This is a genomic window from Microbacterium sp. F2E (assembly GCF_020905435.1).
In the GTDB taxonomy this organism is placed as follows: Bacteria; Actinomycetota; Actinomycetes; order Actinomycetales; family Microbacteriaceae; genus Microbacterium; species Microbacterium lacticum.
This window is the reverse complement of the sequence record NZ_JAJJIB010000004.1, coordinates 36,949-51,827: the sequence shown is the minus strand read 5'-3', so window position 1 is coordinate 51,827 and position 14,879 is coordinate 36,949. Positions and strand designations below refer to the sequence as shown.

Annotated in this window: 15 protein-coding genes and 1 pseudogene; 8 read left to right on the top strand and 8 right to left on the bottom strand. The window is 70.6% G+C overall.

What is annotated here, in order from left to right:
* Positions 1-9 precede the first annotated feature (9 nt).
* The gene (locus LOK55_RS04735; RefSeq protein ID WP_229934457.1) at positions 10-531 is read left to right on the top strand and encodes a DUF4190 domain-containing protein; all 522 of its coding nucleotides are present in this window, start codon (positions 10-12) and stop codon (positions 529-531) included.
* 75 nt (positions 532-606) lie between these two features.
* Here LOK55_RS04735 and LOK55_RS04730 read toward each other — a convergent pair whose 3' ends face one another.
* The gene (locus LOK55_RS04730) at positions 607-1,470 is read right to left on the bottom strand and encodes a fumarylacetoacetate hydrolase family protein (RefSeq protein WP_196323861.1); all 864 of its coding nucleotides are present in this window, start codon (positions 1,468-1,470) and stop codon (positions 607-609) included.
* Between the two features lie 175 nt (positions 1,471-1,645).
* Here LOK55_RS04730 and LOK55_RS04725 point away from each other — a divergent pair, with 175 nt between their 5' ends.
* The 3 genes from LOK55_RS04725 (at position 1,646) to LOK55_RS04715 (ending at position 3,937) form a co-directional block, all read left to right on the top strand.
* Positions 1,646-2,710: a PrsW family intramembrane metalloprotease gene (locus LOK55_RS04725; RefSeq protein WP_229934456.1), complete on the top strand. Its 1,065-nt coding sequence runs from the start codon at positions 1,646-1,648 to the stop codon at positions 2,708-2,710.
* 199 nt (positions 2,711-2,909) lie between these two features.
* Positions 2,910-3,278: an FKBP-type peptidyl-prolyl cis-trans isomerase gene (locus LOK55_RS04720; protein WP_229934455.1), complete on the top strand. Its 369-nt coding sequence runs from the start codon at positions 2,910-2,912 to the stop codon at positions 3,276-3,278.
* 95 nt (positions 3,279-3,373) lie between these two features.
* The gene (locus LOK55_RS04715; protein WP_229934454.1) at positions 3,374-3,937 is read left to right on the top strand and encodes a YceI family protein; all 564 of its coding nucleotides are present in this window, start codon (positions 3,374-3,376) and stop codon (positions 3,935-3,937) included.
* Between the two features lie 98 nt (positions 3,938-4,035).
* Here LOK55_RS04715 and LOK55_RS04710 read toward each other — a convergent pair whose 3' ends face one another.
* A complete protein-coding gene (locus tag LOK55_RS04710) occupies positions 4,036-5,388 on the bottom strand; it encodes an MFS transporter (RefSeq protein ID WP_374107618.1) in 1,353 nt (450 codons plus the stop codon).
* Positions 5,389-5,523: 135 nt separating this feature from the next.
* On the opposite strand from LOK55_RS04710, the gene rpsO reads away from it, so the two are divergent.
* A complete protein-coding gene (rpsO, locus tag LOK55_RS04705) occupies positions 5,524-5,793 on the top strand; it encodes a 30S ribosomal protein S15 (protein ID WP_005048780.1) in 270 nt (89 codons plus the stop codon).
* An 85-nt stretch (positions 5,794-5,878) separates the two neighbouring features.
* Here the strand turns inward: rpsO and LOK55_RS04700 are convergent, their stop codons facing one another.
* Together LOK55_RS04700 and LOK55_RS04695 are read right to left on the bottom strand one after the other, a co-directional pair.
* A complete protein-coding gene (locus tag LOK55_RS04700) occupies positions 5,879-6,889 on the bottom strand; it encodes an isopenicillin N synthase family oxygenase (RefSeq protein WP_229934453.1) in 1,011 nt (336 codons plus the stop codon).
* A 70-nt stretch (positions 6,890-6,959) separates the two neighbouring features.
* Positions 6,960-8,078, bottom strand: coding sequence for an acyltransferase family protein (locus tag LOK55_RS04695; RefSeq protein WP_229934452.1), 1,119 nt, complete (start codon positions 8,076-8,078; stop codon positions 6,960-6,962).
* Between the two features lie 636 nt (positions 8,079-8,714).
* Here LOK55_RS04695 and LOK55_RS04690 point away from each other — a divergent pair.
* Together LOK55_RS04690 and LOK55_RS04685 are read left to right on the top strand one after the other, a co-directional pair.
* Complete coding sequence (locus tag LOK55_RS04690; RefSeq protein ID WP_229934564.1) at positions 8,715-9,920, top strand: LLM class flavin-dependent oxidoreductase; 1,206 nt, start codon at positions 8,715-8,717, stop codon at positions 9,918-9,920.
* Positions 9,917-10,600, top strand: coding sequence for an FMN reductase (locus tag LOK55_RS04685; protein ID WP_229934451.1), 684 nt, complete (start codon positions 9,917-9,919; stop codon positions 10,598-10,600). Before LOK55_RS04690 ends, LOK55_RS04685 begins: the two co-directional genes overlap by 4 nt.
* A 16-nt stretch (positions 10,601-10,616) precedes the next feature.
* Here the strand turns inward: LOK55_RS04685 and LOK55_RS04680 are convergent, their stop codons facing one another.
* The 4 genes and pseudogenes from LOK55_RS04680 to LOK55_RS04665 form a co-directional block, all read right to left on the bottom strand.
* Positions 10,617-11,342 carry a gamma-glutamyl-gamma-aminobutyrate hydrolase family protein gene (locus tag LOK55_RS04680; RefSeq protein WP_229934450.1) on the bottom strand — a complete coding sequence of 242 codons (726 nt, stop codon included), beginning with the start codon at positions 11,340-11,342 and terminating at the stop codon, positions 10,617-10,619.
* A 70-nt stretch (positions 11,343-11,412) separates the two neighbouring features.
* Positions 11,413-11,586: pseudogene (locus LOK55_RS04675) on the bottom strand (glycoside hydrolase family 15 protein); the annotation flags it as partial.
* A 26-nt stretch (positions 11,587-11,612) separates the two neighbouring features.
* A complete protein-coding gene (locus LOK55_RS04670; RefSeq protein WP_196323851.1) occupies positions 11,613-11,783 on the bottom strand; it encodes a DUF5302 domain-containing protein in 171 nt (56 codons plus the stop codon).
* On the bottom strand, positions 11,780-11,965 hold the full coding sequence (locus LOK55_RS04665; protein ID WP_196323850.1) for a hypothetical protein: 186 nt from the start codon (positions 11,963-11,965) through the stop codon (positions 11,780-11,782). The genes LOK55_RS04670 and LOK55_RS04665 overlap by 4 nt, the downstream gene beginning before the upstream one ends.
* A 363-nt stretch (positions 11,966-12,328) precedes the next feature.
* Between LOK55_RS04665 and LOK55_RS04660 the strand changes: the two genes are divergently transcribed.
* Positions 12,329-14,611 carry a polyribonucleotide nucleotidyltransferase gene (locus LOK55_RS04660; RefSeq protein ID WP_229934449.1) on the top strand — a complete coding sequence of 761 codons (2,283 nt, stop codon included), beginning with the start codon at positions 12,329-12,331 and terminating at the stop codon, positions 14,609-14,611.
* The last annotated feature ends 268 nt before the right edge of the window (positions 14,612-14,879 follow it).

Sequence of the window (14,879 nt, the reverse complement as noted above, 5' to 3'; positions counted from 1 at the left end):
GAGGCCGACATGACGGACCCCAACACCCCCGACGCCACGCCGCCCGCGAACCAGGGCGGCGCGCAGCCGACCCCGCCCGCGCAGCCGGCACAGCCCGCATACGGCGAGTACGCCCCGACGACCCAGCCGCCGGCGGCGCCCGCCTACGGTCAGAACGCGGCGCCCGCCTACAGTGCGCCCGCCTACAACGCCGCGCCCGCGTACAACGGCGCGGCCGATGGCGGCACGGTGCCCGGCAAGACCCTCGGCATCGTGGCGTTCATCGTCTCGTTCTTCTTCGGTCTGCTCGGTCTCATCCTCGGCATCGTCGCGCTCGTGCAGTCGAAGAAGGCCGGCCGGGGCAACGGCTTCGCGATCGCCGCGATCATCATCGGCGCGATCTCGGTGGTCGTCGGTCTCATCGTCATCTTCGCGGTGATCGTGCCGTCACTGAACGCCGCGACGACCTGCCTCAACGACCCGACCGCCGTCGTGCAGGTGTGGGGCGTCGACCTCTCCTGCCAGGAGGTCCTGGAGCAGTCGAACCGCTGATCCGCACGGATCCGCACGGTGACCTGAAGGCGCCGACATCCCCGACATCGTCGAGGGGTCGGCGCCTTCGGCGTCTCAGCCGAGCACCCGGCAGTGCGTCGTGAGTTCGCCGATGCCGTCGACGCCGACCGTCACGGTGGAGCGGTCGCGGAGGAAGATCTGCGGGTCGCGCGAGTAGCCCGCGCCGCCGGGGCTGCCGGTCGAGATGAGCGTTCCCGGCAGCAGCGTCGCCGAGCGGGAGAGGCTCGCCACGAGCGCCGGGACGGAGCGGATCATCTGGCTCGTCGAGGCATCCTGCACCGTCTGCCCGTCGACGACGGCCCAGATGTGCAGGTCGCCGGGGTCGCCGATCTCGTCGGCGGTGACGACGAACGGGCCGTTCGGGGTGAACCCGTCGAACGACTTGCACCGCGACCACTGCGCCTCGGAGAACTGGATGTCCCGCGCCGTGATGTCGTTGACGACGGTGTATCCCCACACGTGCGCGAGCGCGTCGGCCGGCGCGACGTCCTTCGCGGCGCGGCCGATCACGACGCCCAGCTCGGCCTCGTAGTCGATCGACTCGCTGAGCGTGCGCGGCCAGACGGTCGTCTCCTCGTGCGCGGAGAGCGAGTTCGGCCACAGCACGAACACGGTCGGCGCCGAGTCGGCCTTGAGGCCCAGCTCGCTCGAGTGCGCGGCGTAGTTCAGGCCGATCGCGAGCACCACCGGCGGCGCGTCGACGGCCGGTCCGTAGCTCACCTGGTCGAGCGGGATGCCGGTGACGCCCGCCGCGGCGGAGCGCACGCGCGCGAGCAGCTCGTCGCCGCCGTCGATGAGCGCCTGCAGCCGTCGCGGTGCGCCGGGGAAGAGGTCGCCGACGAGTGCGGCCGTGCCCTCCTGCACGACGGCGAGCTCGGCATCCGTCGAGCCGGGCGGGCGGATGTGGGCGAAACGCATGGCCCCAGGCTAGCCGCCGCGCCTTAGGCTGAGCCGCATGGACGAACGGAGGCGACCGGGGAACGGCGCGTACGCATCGAGCCCCGTCGTGACCGATCCGATCCCTCCGGCGCCGGTCTCGCCGGCGGCGATCGGCGCCACCGCCCCGCGCGGCGGGCGGAGCGAAGGACGGGGGATGTCGGCTCCGATCTGGGAGATGGCGGTGCTCGTCGTGCTGCTGATCGGCCTCGTCGCGTACCTCCTCACCTACCTCGGCGTCGTCGCGTCGGCGGTAGGAATGGTGCTCGCGCTGATCCCGCTCACGGTCGTGCTGCTGGCGGTGCGCGCCGCCGACCGGTGGGAGCCCGAACCCGCCTCGCTCGTCGTGTTCGCCCTCGCCTGGGGTGCCATCGCGGCCGTCGCGATCGCCCTCGGCGTCGATATCGCCCTGGATGCCCTGGCGCCGGCCCCGCCCGACGACGCCGCCCGCGACGCGTTCTCGTCGGTGGTGCAGGCGCCGCTCGTCGAGGAGTTCGCCAAGGGTCTCGGCGTCTTCCTCGTCTTCGTGTTCGGGCGCCGTGCGTTCGACGGGCCTGTCGACGGCGTCGTCTACGGCGCGCTCGTCGGGGCGGGGTTCGCGTTCACCGAGAACATCCTCTACTTCGCGACGAGCCTCATCGAGGGCGGCCTCTCGGAGACCGCCTTCACGTTCGTCCTCCGGGGCATCCTCTCGCCCTTCGCGCACGTGATGTTCACCGCGGTCACCGGCTACGCGATCGGCCGCGCCGCGCGCGCGGGGGCGACGGTGCGCGCCGCCGCCGGGGCGGGGCTCGTGGGCATGCTCTGCGCCGCGGCGCTCCACGCGCTGTGGAACGGGTCGGCCCTGTTCGCCGACTTCTTCCACCTGTACATCACGCTGCAGGTGCCGCTGTTCATCGCGTTCGTGCTGGGATTCATCGCGCTGCGGCGCGAGGAGGCGCGTCTCACGCGGCAGCGGCTCGGCGAGTACGCGCAGGCGGGATGGTTCACGCCCGCCGAGGTCGACCTGCTCGCGACCGGATCGGGGCGCCGTCGCGCGACCGCGTGGGCGCGCACGCTGCCGGGCGACCGTTCACGGCAGATGAAGACGTTCATCGCCGAGGCCACCTCGCTCGCCGCGGCGCGACAGCGTGCCAGCACGGGCCGAGACCCCGGCGCCGTGGCCGACGAGCGCGCCCGCCTCGGCCGCACCGTCGCCGCGCGCGCCGCGCTGTTCGCCTGAGCCAGCCGCCGCCCCGGACAAGGTGCCGCCCTGGACAAGGTGCCGCCCTGGACGAAACTCAGCGCCCGGTGCCGCGGCGATGCCTGCGTGACTCCCGAGCGCTGAGCTGGTCTGCCCCCATTGTCGCGGCGCGTTCCGAGCGTGTCAAGGATCGGCGACACCCGGGCATCCGCACCGCATCCGTGCTTGGATGGATGCCATGACTGAAGAGCGCTCCAAGCCCGAGTTCGACGCCCCCTCCGGCCCCGCTCCCTCCGAGCTGGTCATCCGCGACATCATCGTCGGTGACGGCGCAGAGGCGAAGCCGGGCGACACCGTCACCGTGCACTACGCCGGCGTCGAGTACGACTCCGGCGAGGAGTTCGACTCGTCGTGGGGTCGTGGCGAGTCGATCCAGTTCCCGCTGCGCGGCCTCATCCAGGGCTGGCAGGACGGCATCCCCGGTATGAAGGTCGGCGGCCGTCGCGAACTGATCATCCCGCCGCACCTGGCCTACGGCCCCGCCGGTGGCCACTTCCTCGGCGGCAAGACGCTGATCTTCATCATCGATCTGCTCGCCGTCGGCTGACCGTTCGGAGAATATTTATATTCGTGGGAATAGATGGTCTGCAGGTGGGCGTTGGCCCCCTGCAGACCATCTCCCGTTTTCGTGAAGGAAGACACATGACCGACTCCACCAGCACCGTCGACGTTCCCGGCTACAAGGCGGGCACCTGGGTGCTCGACCCCTCGCACAGCGAGGTCACGTTCAGCCTCCGCCACATGATGATCTCGAAGGTGCGCGGCGAATTCGGCCTGAAGAGCGCCACGATCACCGCTCCCGCCAACCCGCTCGAGGCGACCGTCACCGCGTCGGTCGACGCCGCGTCGATCTCGACGAACGACGAGAACCGTGACAACCACCTGCGCTCGGCCGACTTCTTCGACGTCGAGACCTACCCGACGATCGACTTCGTCTCCACGGGCGTCCGCTACGAGAAGGGCGACTTCCTCGTCGACGGCGACCTCACGATGCACGGCGTCACCAAGCCCGTCACGTTCGAGCTCGAGTTCGGCGGATTCGGCACCGACCCCTACGGCAACTACAAGGCCGGCGCGACGGCCAAGACCGTCGTCAACCGCGAGGACTTCGGCCTCACCTGGAACGCCGCGCTCGAGTCGGGCGGCGTGCTCGTCGGCAAGGACGTCACGATCACCCTCGACCTGCAGGGCTCGATCCAGGCCTGATCACCGCCGGCCCCTGGGCCGGTACCCGGAAGCGGATGCTGCGCATGCGGCATCCGCTTCCGTCGTCTTCGCGGGCCTCCGTTGCGGCGCTGCTGCGGCTACGGGGTCGGATGCTCCGCGTCATACGCGCGGAAGCCCGGGTTCAGCCGCACCAGCACGCCGACGAGCGCGACGATGACGAGGCCGCCGACGAGCGAGGGAACCCACAGGGCGGTGAGCGTCGCGAGCGTGCCCGCGTAGAGCGCGCCGACGCGCGGACCGCCCGCGACGACGACCATGAACACGCCCTGCAGGCGCCCGCGCATCGTGTCGGGGACGGCGGCCTGCATCATCGTGGAACGGTAGATTGCGCTGACGTTGTCGGCGGCGCCGGTGACCGCGAGCGTGATCATCGCCAGCACGATCAGCGCGATGTTGGCGTGCGACTCGTCGACGCGCTCCGGCGCGAACCAGCCGAGCGCGCCGGCCGCGAGCACGAGGCCGAACACGGCGGTCGCCATACCGAACACCTGGATCGAGCGCTGGATGCCGATGCCGTGCCAGCGGTACCGTCCGATCGGGCCGGAGAAGAGGCTCGACGCGAACGCCCCCGCCGCGATCGAGGCGGTGAGGGCGCCCGTCGTGATCGGGCCGCCGCCGAGCAGCACGGCGCCGATCGCGGGGAAGAGCGCGATCGGGTGACCGAAGGTCATCGCCGTGATGTCGAGGATGTACTGCAGGCGGATGTTCGGGGCGCGCTTCAGGAATCGCATCCCGTCGCGCAGCGACTCCAGGCCCGGCCGCACGATCTCGCCCTCCGGGCGGATGTGGGGGAGGGTCCACAGGCCCAGGAACAGGCTCGTCATGAGCACGACGTCGATCGAGTAGGTCCACGCGTAGCCCGTGAATGCGACGAGCACGCCCGCGAGCGCGGGGCCCGCCATCACCATGATCCCGACCGTGATGCCCTGCAGGGCCGCGGCGGCCGGGAGCAGCTCGCGGGGGAGCAGTCGCGGCGTGATCGCCGACTTCGTCGCCCCCACGATCGAGTTCGCCGCGGAGTTCACCGCCGACAGGGCGAACAGCCACCCGACGCTCTCGTGCCCCGACCAGGCGAGGATCGCGAGCAGCAGCGTGGAGACGAAGGTCACGGATGCCGCGATCAGCGCGACGAGGCGGCGGTCGAAGGCATCCGCCAGCATCCCTCCGTACAGGCCCGCGATGATCATCGGGACGAGCCCGACGACCGCGACCATCGACACGGCGAACGTGTCGCCGGTGAGCTCGTAGACGTGCAGCATGACCGCGACGATCGTGAGCTGGCCGCCGAGCCCGGCGAGGGTCGACCCGACCCAGAGGCGCGCGAAGGCGGGGCTCACCCGGAACGGGCGGAGGTCGATGAAGTGGTCGCGTCGCAGGCGCGGCAGCGCACGCCGGCGGGTGCGCGGGTCGTCGCGGGTCGGATGCGGCACCCATCGAGCCTACGAGTTCCGCGGGTGGTGTCGGCGCTGGTAGACTCTTCAGGTTGCCGTTGGATCGGCCGCGGATAAAGAGAGCCCACGCATCAGGCGTCGGGCGCCGCGCAACAAGGAGAGAGGGGATCACCTATGGCACTGGAAGCAGACGTCAAGAAGGCGATCATCGAAGAGTACGCGACGCACCCCGGTGACACCGGATCCCCCGAGGTGCAGGTCGCGATGCTGACGCAGCGCATCAAGGACCTCACCGAGCACCTCAAGGAGCACAAGCACGACCACCACTCGCGTCGTGGTCTGTTCCTCCTGGTCGGTCAGCGTCGTCGCCTCCTGGGTTACCTCCAGGACATCGACATCAACCGCTACCGGTCGCTCATCGAGCGTCTGGGCCTGCGTCGCTGAGCATCAGCGTCTAGCGTTCAATCGCGCGAAACATTCTTGGAGAGCCGCCCCACGGTGTGGGGCGGCTCTCGTCGTCCTCGGATGCCTAGGCGCGGGCGGCGACGAGGTCGGCGTGCCAGCGCTCGGCCACGTCGGGGTGGGCGCGCAGGCGCGACTTCAGGGCGTTCTCGCCGTAGAGGGCGTGGATTGGGTTCGTCGGGTCCCGCGTCACGCCGCGGGCCTGCGCGGCGAGCTCGGGGGGCAGCTCGATCAGCGGCAGCCGGGCATCGAGCGCCGGGTTGAAGAAGTACGGCACCGAGATGCGGTCATCCGGGTAGCGCGGCGAGACGACGCGATGGTTCGTCGCGATGAGGTAGCCGCCGGTCGCATACTCGAGCATCTCGCCGATGTTGACGACGAAGGCGCCCGGCACCGACGGTGCGTCCACCCATTCGCCGCCCCGCTGCACCTGCAGGCCGCCCTTGCCGGGCTCGACCCAGAGCAGCGTCAGCACGCCTGAGTCCTTGTGCGCACCGACGCCCTGGACGGGCTCCGCCTCGCGCGATCCGGGGTAGCGGACGATCTTCAGCAGCGTCGCCGGCTCGCCGAAGTGCTCGTCGAAGTACGTCTCGGGCGCGCCGAGCGCGAGCGCCCACGCGCGCAGGAGCTTGCGGGCGACGCCCGCGAGGTGCTCCTGCCATTCGGTCGCGACGTCGCGCAGCTCCGGCTGCGCCGCCGGCCACAGGTTCGGTCCGATCAGCCGGGCGAAGTCGGGCGCCTCGGCATCCGTCACCGCGTCGCGCTCGGGCCCGATGTCGATCTGCTCGCGCCAGTCGATCTCGCCCTGCGTGCGCTCGCCGCCGACGCGCGTGTATCCGCGGAACTGGGGACTGTTCACGTTCTCGATCGCGAGTTTGTCGGCCTCGTCGAGCTCGAAGAACTCCCGCGCCGTGCGGTGCAGGCGCGCCTCGAGCTCGGGCGTGACGCCCGTGCCGGTCAGGTAGAAGAACCCGACGTCGTGCGTCGCCGCGCGCAGCTGTTCGCGGAAGGATGCCGCGGCGTCGGGCCCCTGGTCGAGCAGCGACAGGTCGAGGACAGGCAGGTTCAACTCGCTCATGCGACGAGGCTAAGCGGATGCCCGGGCGTCCGGCTCCTGTGTTTCGCCGGATTACTCGCCCGGCCCTCGATCAGGTGCGTGGGCGCTTCGATCCGGTCGGGTCGGATCGCCGGCCCTCGCGCGCGGCGAGCGTCGGGTCGGCGAACAGCCAGGCCGGGCGGGGTTCGACGAGCGGGCGGAAGACGGTGCGCACGGGCTTCGTCGCGAGCACGAGCGCGATGACGACCGACAGGACGATCACCGCCGGCAGCCACAGCCAGGTGGGCTCGGCGTTGCGCAGGATGTCGGTCTCGCGGAAGGGGTAGAGCACGAACGAGTGCAGCAGGTACACGTACATCGTGTACTGGCCGAAGTGGGTCCACCAGTACGTGCCGCGGGGGATGAGCGCGAAGAACGCGACCGAGAGCACGATCGCGATCGCCATGAGAGCGAGACGCACGGCGCCCGACCACCACGGACCGCCGAGCTCGTCGTAGCTCGCGTCGTAGAAGAGCCACTCGCGGAGGTTCACGGCGCGCCAGGTGTCGACATAGAACCACGCGATGAAGCCGCCGACCGCGAAGGTCAGCACGGCGAGCGCGCGCACCCACCAGCGGCGCCGGCGCAGCAGGTCGAGCCGGGCGACGATGTCGTGGTGCGCGAGCCACCAGCCGAGCGTGAAGAACGGCAGCAGCCCGAGGGTGCGCGACAGCGACAGCGTCGAGTCGATGTTGCCCCAGTACCCCGCGGTGACCGAGATGAGCACCGTCCACACCAGCGGGTAGCGCAGCAGCGCGAGATACGGCAGCACGAGCCGGAAGATCGCGAGCGCGAGCAGGAACCACAGCGTCCACGACGGGCGGGTGAGGTTCGGGTTCGCCTGGCCCTCGACGAGCCATTTCACGAGCGTCCACACCGTCTCGAAGATGACGTAGGGCACGACGATGTCGGTGATCACCCGCGCCATCTGGCGGCGACTGGGCGAGTCGGACTTCGAGAAGTACCCGGAGATGATCGCGAACGCCGGCATGTGGAACGCGTAGACGAGAAGGTACAGCCCCAGCGCGACGTCGCTGTCGTAGGTCAGCCGCTGCACCGCATGGCCGAGGACGACCAGCACGATGCACGCGAACCGGGCGTTGTCCCAGAGCGGCACGCGTCTTCTCACCGTCGGGGCGCTCCCGGTGCGCGGGCCGTTGCGATCGCTCATCGCAGGCCACCCTATCCGCGCGCACGCGCATGTATCGCCGACGCCGCACCCGCACCCGCACCGGCCGCCGCACCCGTTGCACCGGCCGCCGCACCCGTGGCGCCCGGCGCGCTCCCGGCGCCGGGCGACCCGTGCGCGCCCGCCGTCTGCATCGACAACGGCACGGTCCTGCTGGCGGTCAATCCGACCGGCGAGCTGAACACGCGCGACGGCACCGGGTCCGCCGCGGGCCCCGGCGACGCGGGGCTGGAGTATCTGCCGACCGGCAACGACTCCCGGGCGGGCGGCACCTCGAGCTCGAGTCGTTCGACCACACGGCCTCGACGGCGACCTCGGTCGTCCGGGTCCTCGACGGCGGGGGATCGCCGTTCCTGCGGGTCACCCACGAGTACGTCCCGGCCGCGGCCGAGGCGGCGGCCGTCGAGGCACCCGCCGCGCAGCTGGCCGTCACCGGCGGCGACGCGTCGGCGACTCCGCTGCTCCTCGCCGCCGGGGTGTTCGCGCGCGGGACGGCCCGGGAATATCGTGGACAGGCCTGCGTTGCACCAGATACATTCATTTGCATGTATTGGATGCCGAGGCATCCGGAGAGTCAGGATCATCGTGAGCGAGAACATCCCCGCGGGCCCGCAGCAGATGCAGTTCGGCATCATGACGGTCAGCGACATCACCCAGGACCCGATCTCGGGGCACACCCCGAGCGAGGCGGAGCGCATCCAGGCCTCCGTCACGATCGCCACGCACGCCGAAGAGGTCGGTCTCGACGTCTTCGCCGTCGGCGAGCACCACAACCCGCCGTTCTGGTCGTCCTCGCCGACGACGACCCTCGCCTACATCGCCGCGCAGACCGAGCGGATCATCCTGTCGACCTCGACGACGCTCATCACGACGAACGACCCGGTGAAGATCGCCGAGGACTACGCCATGCTGCAGCACCTCTCCGGCGGGCGCATGGACCTCATGATGGGACGCGGCAACACCGGCCCGGTCTACCCGTGGTTCGGCAAGGACATCCGCCAGGGGCTGCCCCTCGCGATCGAGAACTACGCCCTGCTGCACAAACTGTGGCGCGAAGACGTCGTCGACTGGGAGGGTAAGTTCCGCACCCCGCTGCAGGGCTTCACCGCGACCCCGCGGCCCCTCGACGGCGTGGCGCCGTTCGTGTGGCACGGGTCGATCCGCACGCCCGAGATCGCCGAGCAGGCCGCCTACTACGGCGACGGCTTCTTCGCGAACAACATCTTCTGGCCCGCCGAGCACTACCAGCGCCTCATCGGCCTGTACCGCCAGCGCTGGGAGCACTACGGCCACGGCGCCCCCGAGACGGCGATCGTCGGCCTCGGCGGCCAGGCGTTCATGGCGAAGAACTCGCAGGATGCCGTGAACCGGTTCCGCCCGTACTTCGACAACGCCCCGGTGTACGGCCACGGCCCGTCGCTCGAGGACTTCAGCGAGATGACGCCTCTGACCGTCGGCTCGCCGCAGCAGGTCATCGACCGCTACGCCGGCATGCGCGACCTCTACGGCGACTACCAGCGGCAGCTCTTCCTCATGGACCACGCGGGGCTTCCGCTGAAGACCGTGCTCGAGCAGCTCGACATCCTGGGCGGTGAGGTCGTGCCCGTGCTCCGCCGTGAGCTCGCGCAGAACCGCCCGGCGAACGTGCCGGATGCCCCGACGCACGCCGCGCTCGTGAAGGCGACGTACGGCGACGGACCGAGCCGCCAGGCCACTCCGCGGGCGAACCGCGGCGACAACCTGTCCGGCCCCTCGCCCTACCAGGACGTGCCCGCTCCCGCCGGTGCCGCGTTCGGCGCGGCCGCCACGGGCGGTGCGCGATGACCGCCGTGGCGCAGAGCCGCCGCATCGCCGTCGTCTCGGCGGGGCTGTCGAACCCCTCGTCGACGCGGATGCTCGCCGACCGGCTCGCGGCCGCGACGGTCGCACAGCTCACGGGGCTCGGCATCGAGGCATCCGTCGACACGATCGAACTGCGCGACCTCGCGCACGACATCACGAACAACCTGCTCACCGGGTTCGCCCCGGCGCCGCTCGAATCGGCGATCAACACGGTCGTCTCGGCCGATGCGCTGATCGTCGTGACGCCGATCTTCTCGACGAGCTACTCGGGGCTGTTCAAGTCGTTCATCGACGTGCTCGACCCCGACGCGCTCACCGGCATGCCGGTGCTGATCGGGGCGAACGCCGGCACCGCCCGGCACTCGCTCGCGATCGACTACGCGATCCGGCCGCTGTTCGCCTACCTGCACGCGGATGCCGTGTCGACGGGCGTGTTCGCCGCGTCGAGCGACTGGGGCTCGGCGGCGGATCAGGTCGCCCCGCTGAGCGCGCGCGTCGAGAAGGGTGCGCGCGAGCTCGCCGAGGCCGTCGCGCGTCGGGAGCCCGCCACCGGCGGCGACCCGTTCGACCCGGAGAACTACCTCGGCAGCTTCCAGCGGCTGATGGGCGGTGACGCCGCCTCGGGCGGCGGCCACCTGCTCGGCGGCCTCGCCGGCGAGTAGCCCGCCCGCGCGATCCTCAGCGCGCGGCAAGGCGCCCCGCGTGCACGAGGTCGGCGAACACCGCAAAGGGGGCGGCCGCGAGATGCGCGGGCGTCCCCTCCGCCTCGGGGTGCCACTGCACCGCGATGATCGGCAGGCTCTCGTGCTCGACGGCCTCCACCACCCCGTCTTCGGCGATGGCGGTCGCCACGAGGCCTGCCCCGAGGGCGCGGACGGCCTGATGGTGCCCCGATGCGACCGGCACGGTGTCGGCGTCGACCTCGGCCCGCAGGCGGGATCCCGCGGCGACCGCGACCGGATGCCACGCCCACTCCAGGTCACCGCAGCCGTCGTCGCCGGGGGAGTGCCGCACGGCGGATTCGGGGAGGTCTTCGACGAGCGTGCCGCCGAACGCGACGTTGAGCACCTGCAGCCCGCGGCAGACCCCGAGGATCGGGATCCCCGCCTCCGCGGCGGCGCGAGCGATGCCGAGATCGAGGTCGTCCTGCTCGGCGTTGACGTCGTAGACGGATGCCGCGGTGTCGCCCCCGTACCGGGCCGGATCGAGGTCGCCCCCGCCGGGGAGCACGACGCCGTCGAAGCCCGCGAGGTCGACCGAGCGGACGACCACGACATCCAGCTCTTCGGCTCGCACGAGCGCCGCGACGTCGTCGAAGATCGCGTTGGCGAGCCCGACACGGGCATCGGCACCCTCGGCGTCGGAGAGACGGGCGGGCATCGCGATGCGGGGGAGAGCGGTCATCCTCCCATTGTCGGGGACGGGGCCGTCCCCACGCGCACGCAGCGAGCCCGCCGTCGTTGCGCGCGGGCGCTCAGCCGCCGGCGGCGTGGACGGCGTCGGCCGCACGCACGAGCGCGAGATGCGAGAGCGCCTGCGGGGTGTTGCCGGCGTGCCGGCGCGCGCTGACGTCGTACTCCTCGGCGAGAAGGCCCACATCGCCCGCGAGCGCGCAGACCCGGTCGAGCAGCGCCCGCGCGTCGGCCACGCACGCCTGTTCGCGGCGTCTGCGCCTCAGCCGCTCTTGCGGCGGAACTCGCGCTTGGTGACGGCCGCGTGGGTGCCGTGGACGGCGGAATCGCCGTCGAGGTGCGCCTCACCGTCGCGGTGGTGGGCGTTCTTCTTGTCGAGCGCCTCCTTGAACTTGCGCTTCATCTCGTCGGAGGCCGGATTATCGCCGCTCATCCCTCCATCCCTCCCTGGAACTTCTCCAGGCCCAGGGCGAAGTCGCGGGACATCTGCGCCTTCTCGTACTCGCTGGGCTCGTCCTCGACCGGGGCATCCGCCTCGGTGTCTCCCTGCAGGAAGGCCTGCTTGCTCTCCGGAAGCTGTTCGCGGTCGATGTGCTCGAAGCCGTCACCGTTCATCGGGGCTCCTCTCTCCTCTCGATGTCGCGGTCTGTGTGCGTCTCACGATAGGCGCGGCAGGCCTCAGACGCCAGGGCGCCCGGCGCGGCGCGCCCCTGATAGGATCGGCCAGGATGCCGTGTGGCATCCACGCAATTCCACACACTCGAGTCCCTCCGACGAGGGGCTCATGGAGCAGGCCGGCAGGAAGCTGGTCCCCTGTGGTGGTCTCCTCGTCGCGGTGCGCCGGGTGGATTTCTACTGGTGGCCAGCGCTGACGACACCGCGCGATCCGCGCGCGTCTGGATCTGCCTGTTCCTGCTCCTTCGCACGATCTCGTGCGCGAAACGCGCGTGCGAGTCTAAACAAAGAAGGAGAGACCTCTTGGAAGGTCCAGAAATCACCGCCGCTGAAGCCGTTCTCGACAACGGCCGCTTCGGCACCCGCACCATCCGCTTCGAGACCGGCCGCCTCGCCCAGCAGGCGCAGGGCGCCGTCGCCGCCTACCTCGACGAGGAGACGATGATCCTGTCGGCGACCTCCGCCGGCAAGCACCCCCGCGAGGGCTTCGACTTCTTCCCGCTGACGGTCGACGTCGAAGAGCGCTCGTACGCCGCGGGCAAGATCCCCGGCTCGTTCTTCCGTCGCGAGGGCCGCCCCTCCACCGAGGCGATCCTCGTGTGCCGCCTCATCGACCGCCCGCTGCGCCCGTCGTTCGTCGACGGCCTCCGCAACGAGGTGCAGATCGTCGTCACGGTGCTCTCGATCGCGCCGGGCGAGTTCTACGACGCGCTCGCGATCAACGCGGCATCCCTGTCGACGCAGATCTCGGGTCTGCCGTTCTCCGGTCCGATCGCGGGCGTCCGCCTCGCGCTCATCCCCGGCCACGGCGAGCACGCCGACCAGTGGGTCGCGTTCCCCAACGCCGCGCAGGTCGAGGAGGCCGTGTTCGACCTCATGGTCGCCGGTCGCGTCCTCGAAGACGGCGACGTCGCGATCATGATGGTCGAGGCCGAGGCCACCGAGAACAGCTGGAACCTCATCAAGGGTGGCGCCACCAAGCCCTCCGAAGAAGTCGTGGCACAGGGCCTGGAGGCATCCAAGCCCTTCATCAAGGAGCTCGTCGCGGCGCAGAACGTCGTGGCGAACACCGCCGCTAAGGAGATCCAGCCCTACCCGGTCTTCCCCGCGTACACGCAGGAGACCTACGACTTCGTCGCGGGGCGCGCCTACGACCGCCTCGTGCCGGTGTACCAGATCGCCGACAAGATCGAGCGCCAGAACGCCGACGACGCCATCAAGGACGACGTCAAGGCGCAGCTGGTCGCCGCCGTCGAGGCGGGCGAGCTGCCCGCGTCGGCGCTCGCCGAGTTCAGCGGGGCGTACAAGTCGGTCACCAAGACGATCGTGCGCGGCCGCATCCTCAGCGAGGGTGTGCGCATCGACGGCCGCGGCCTGGCGGACATCCGCCCGCTGGATGCCGAGGTCCAGGTGATCCCGCGGGTGCACGGCTCGGCGATCTTCCAGCGCGGCGAGACCCAGATCCTGGGTGTCACGACGCTGAACATGCTCAAGATGGAGCAGCAGATCGACTCGCTGTCGCCCGTCACGCACAAGCGCTACATGCACCACTACAACTTCCCGCCGTACTCGACCGGTGAGACCGGTCGCGTCGGATCGCCGAAGCGTCGCGAGATCGGGCACGGCTTCCTCGCCGAGCGCGCCCTCGTGCCGGTGCTGCCCAGCCGCGAGGAGTTCCCGTACGCGATCCGTCAGGTCTCCGAGGCCCTCGGCTCCAACGGCTCGACCTCGATGGGCTCGGTCTGCGCGTCGACCCTGTCGCTGCTGAACGCGGGTGTGCCGCTGCGCGCCCCCGTCGCCGGCATCGCGATGGGCCTCGTCTCCGACCAGGTCGACGGCCAGACCCGCTACGCGGCGCTGACCGACATCCTCGGCGCCGAAGACGCCCTCGGCGACATGGACTTCAAGGTCGCGGGCACGAGCGAGTTCGTCACGGCGATCCAGCTCGACACGAAGCTCGACGGCATCCCGTCGTCGGTGCTGACCGCCGCGCTCACGCAGGCCAAGGAAGCGCGCATGACGATCCTCGGCGTGCTGAACGCCGCGATCGACGGCCCCGACGAGATGGCCCCGACCGCGCCGCGCGTGATCAGCGTGCAGATCCCGGTCGACAAGATCGGCGAGCTGATCGGCCCGAAGGGCAAGACGATCAACGCGATCCAGGACGAGACCGGCGCGCAGATCTCCATCGAGGAGGACGGCACCGTCTACATCGGCGCGACCGACGGCCCCTCGGCCGAGGCCGCCCGCGCGCAGGTCAACGCGATCGCGAACCCGACGAACCCGGAGGTCGGCGAGCAGTTCCTCGGAACCGTCGTCAAGATCGCCACGTTCGGCGCGTTCGTCTCGCTCCTGCCCGGCAAGGACGGCCTGCTGCACGTCAGCGAGGTGCGCAAGCTCGCCGGCGGCAAGCGTGTCGAGAACGTCGAAGACGTGGTCGGCGTCGGCCAGAAGATCCTCGTGCGCATCACGAAGATCGACGACCGCGGCAAGCTGTCGCTCGAGCCGGTGCTCGAGGAGCCCGCAGACCAGGAGGGTCGCGACGCGGCCAGCGAGGGTCCCGGAGACGCGCCCGCCGAGGGTTGAGCCAGACGGCTCCGGAGCCCTGCGGCTCCGGAGCCCGTCGCAGGACACGGATGCCCGCTTCCTCCCGTCTCGGAGGAGCGGGCATCCGTTTTTGGCCTGATCTGTCCCCCATTCGGGGGACATCCGCGGCGATCTCGCCCCGTCGAGATCAAAGCGTTATCGAAAGTTCACCGCATGGTCGCTGCAATGGACGGCCGTGTCTCCGGCCTGCCTTACTCTCGGTACTACGCATCGGGGGATGCGTCGGACGTTGAGCGACATCGGTCCG

What these genes read in the sequence shown, in the direction of transcription:
- LOK55_RS04735 (WP_229934457.1), top strand. Translation starts at nt 10, where the DNA reads ATGACGGACCCCAACACCCCCGACGCCACGCCGCCCGCGAACCAGGGC.
- LOK55_RS04730 (WP_196323861.1), bottom strand. Translation starts at nt 1,470, where the DNA reads ATGCGTTTCGCCCACATCCGCCCGCCCGGCTCGACGGATGCCGAGCTC.
- LOK55_RS04725 (WP_229934456.1), top strand. Translation starts at nt 1,646, where the DNA reads ATGTCGGCTCCGATCTGGGAGATGGCGGTGCTCGTCGTGCTGCTGATC.
- LOK55_RS04720 (WP_229934455.1), top strand. Translation starts at nt 2,910, where the DNA reads ATGACTGAAGAGCGCTCCAAGCCCGAGTTCGACGCCCCCTCCGGCCCC.
- LOK55_RS04715 (WP_229934454.1), top strand. Translation starts at nt 3,374, where the DNA reads ATGACCGACTCCACCAGCACCGTCGACGTTCCCGGCTACAAGGCGGGC.
- rpsO (WP_005048780.1), top strand. Translation starts at nt 5,524, where the DNA reads ATGGCACTGGAAGCAGACGTCAAGAAGGCGATCATCGAAGAGTACGCG.
- LOK55_RS04700 (WP_229934453.1), bottom strand. Translation starts at nt 6,889, where the DNA reads ATGAGCGAGTTGAACCTGCCTGTCCTCGACCTGTCGCTGCTCGACCAG.
- LOK55_RS04695 (WP_229934452.1), bottom strand. Translation starts at nt 8,078, where the DNA reads ATGAGCGATCGCAACGGCCCGCGCACCGGGAGCGCCCCGACGGTGAGA.
- LOK55_RS04690 (WP_229934564.1), top strand. Translation starts at nt 8,715, where the DNA reads ATGCAGTTCGGCATCATGACGGTCAGCGACATCACCCAGGACCCGATC.
- LOK55_RS04685 (WP_229934451.1), top strand. Translation starts at nt 9,917, where the DNA reads ATGACCGCCGTGGCGCAGAGCCGCCGCATCGCCGTCGTCTCGGCGGGG.
- LOK55_RS04680 (WP_229934450.1), bottom strand. Translation starts at nt 11,342, where the DNA reads ATGACCGCTCTCCCCCGCATCGCGATGCCCGCCCGTCTCTCCGACGCC.
- LOK55_RS04670 (WP_196323851.1), bottom strand. Translation starts at nt 11,783, where the DNA reads ATGAGCGGCGATAATCCGGCCTCCGACGAGATGAAGCGCAAGTTCAAG.
- LOK55_RS04665 (WP_196323850.1), bottom strand. Translation starts at nt 11,965, where the DNA reads ATGAACGGTGACGGCTTCGAGCACATCGACCGCGAACAGCTTCCGGAG.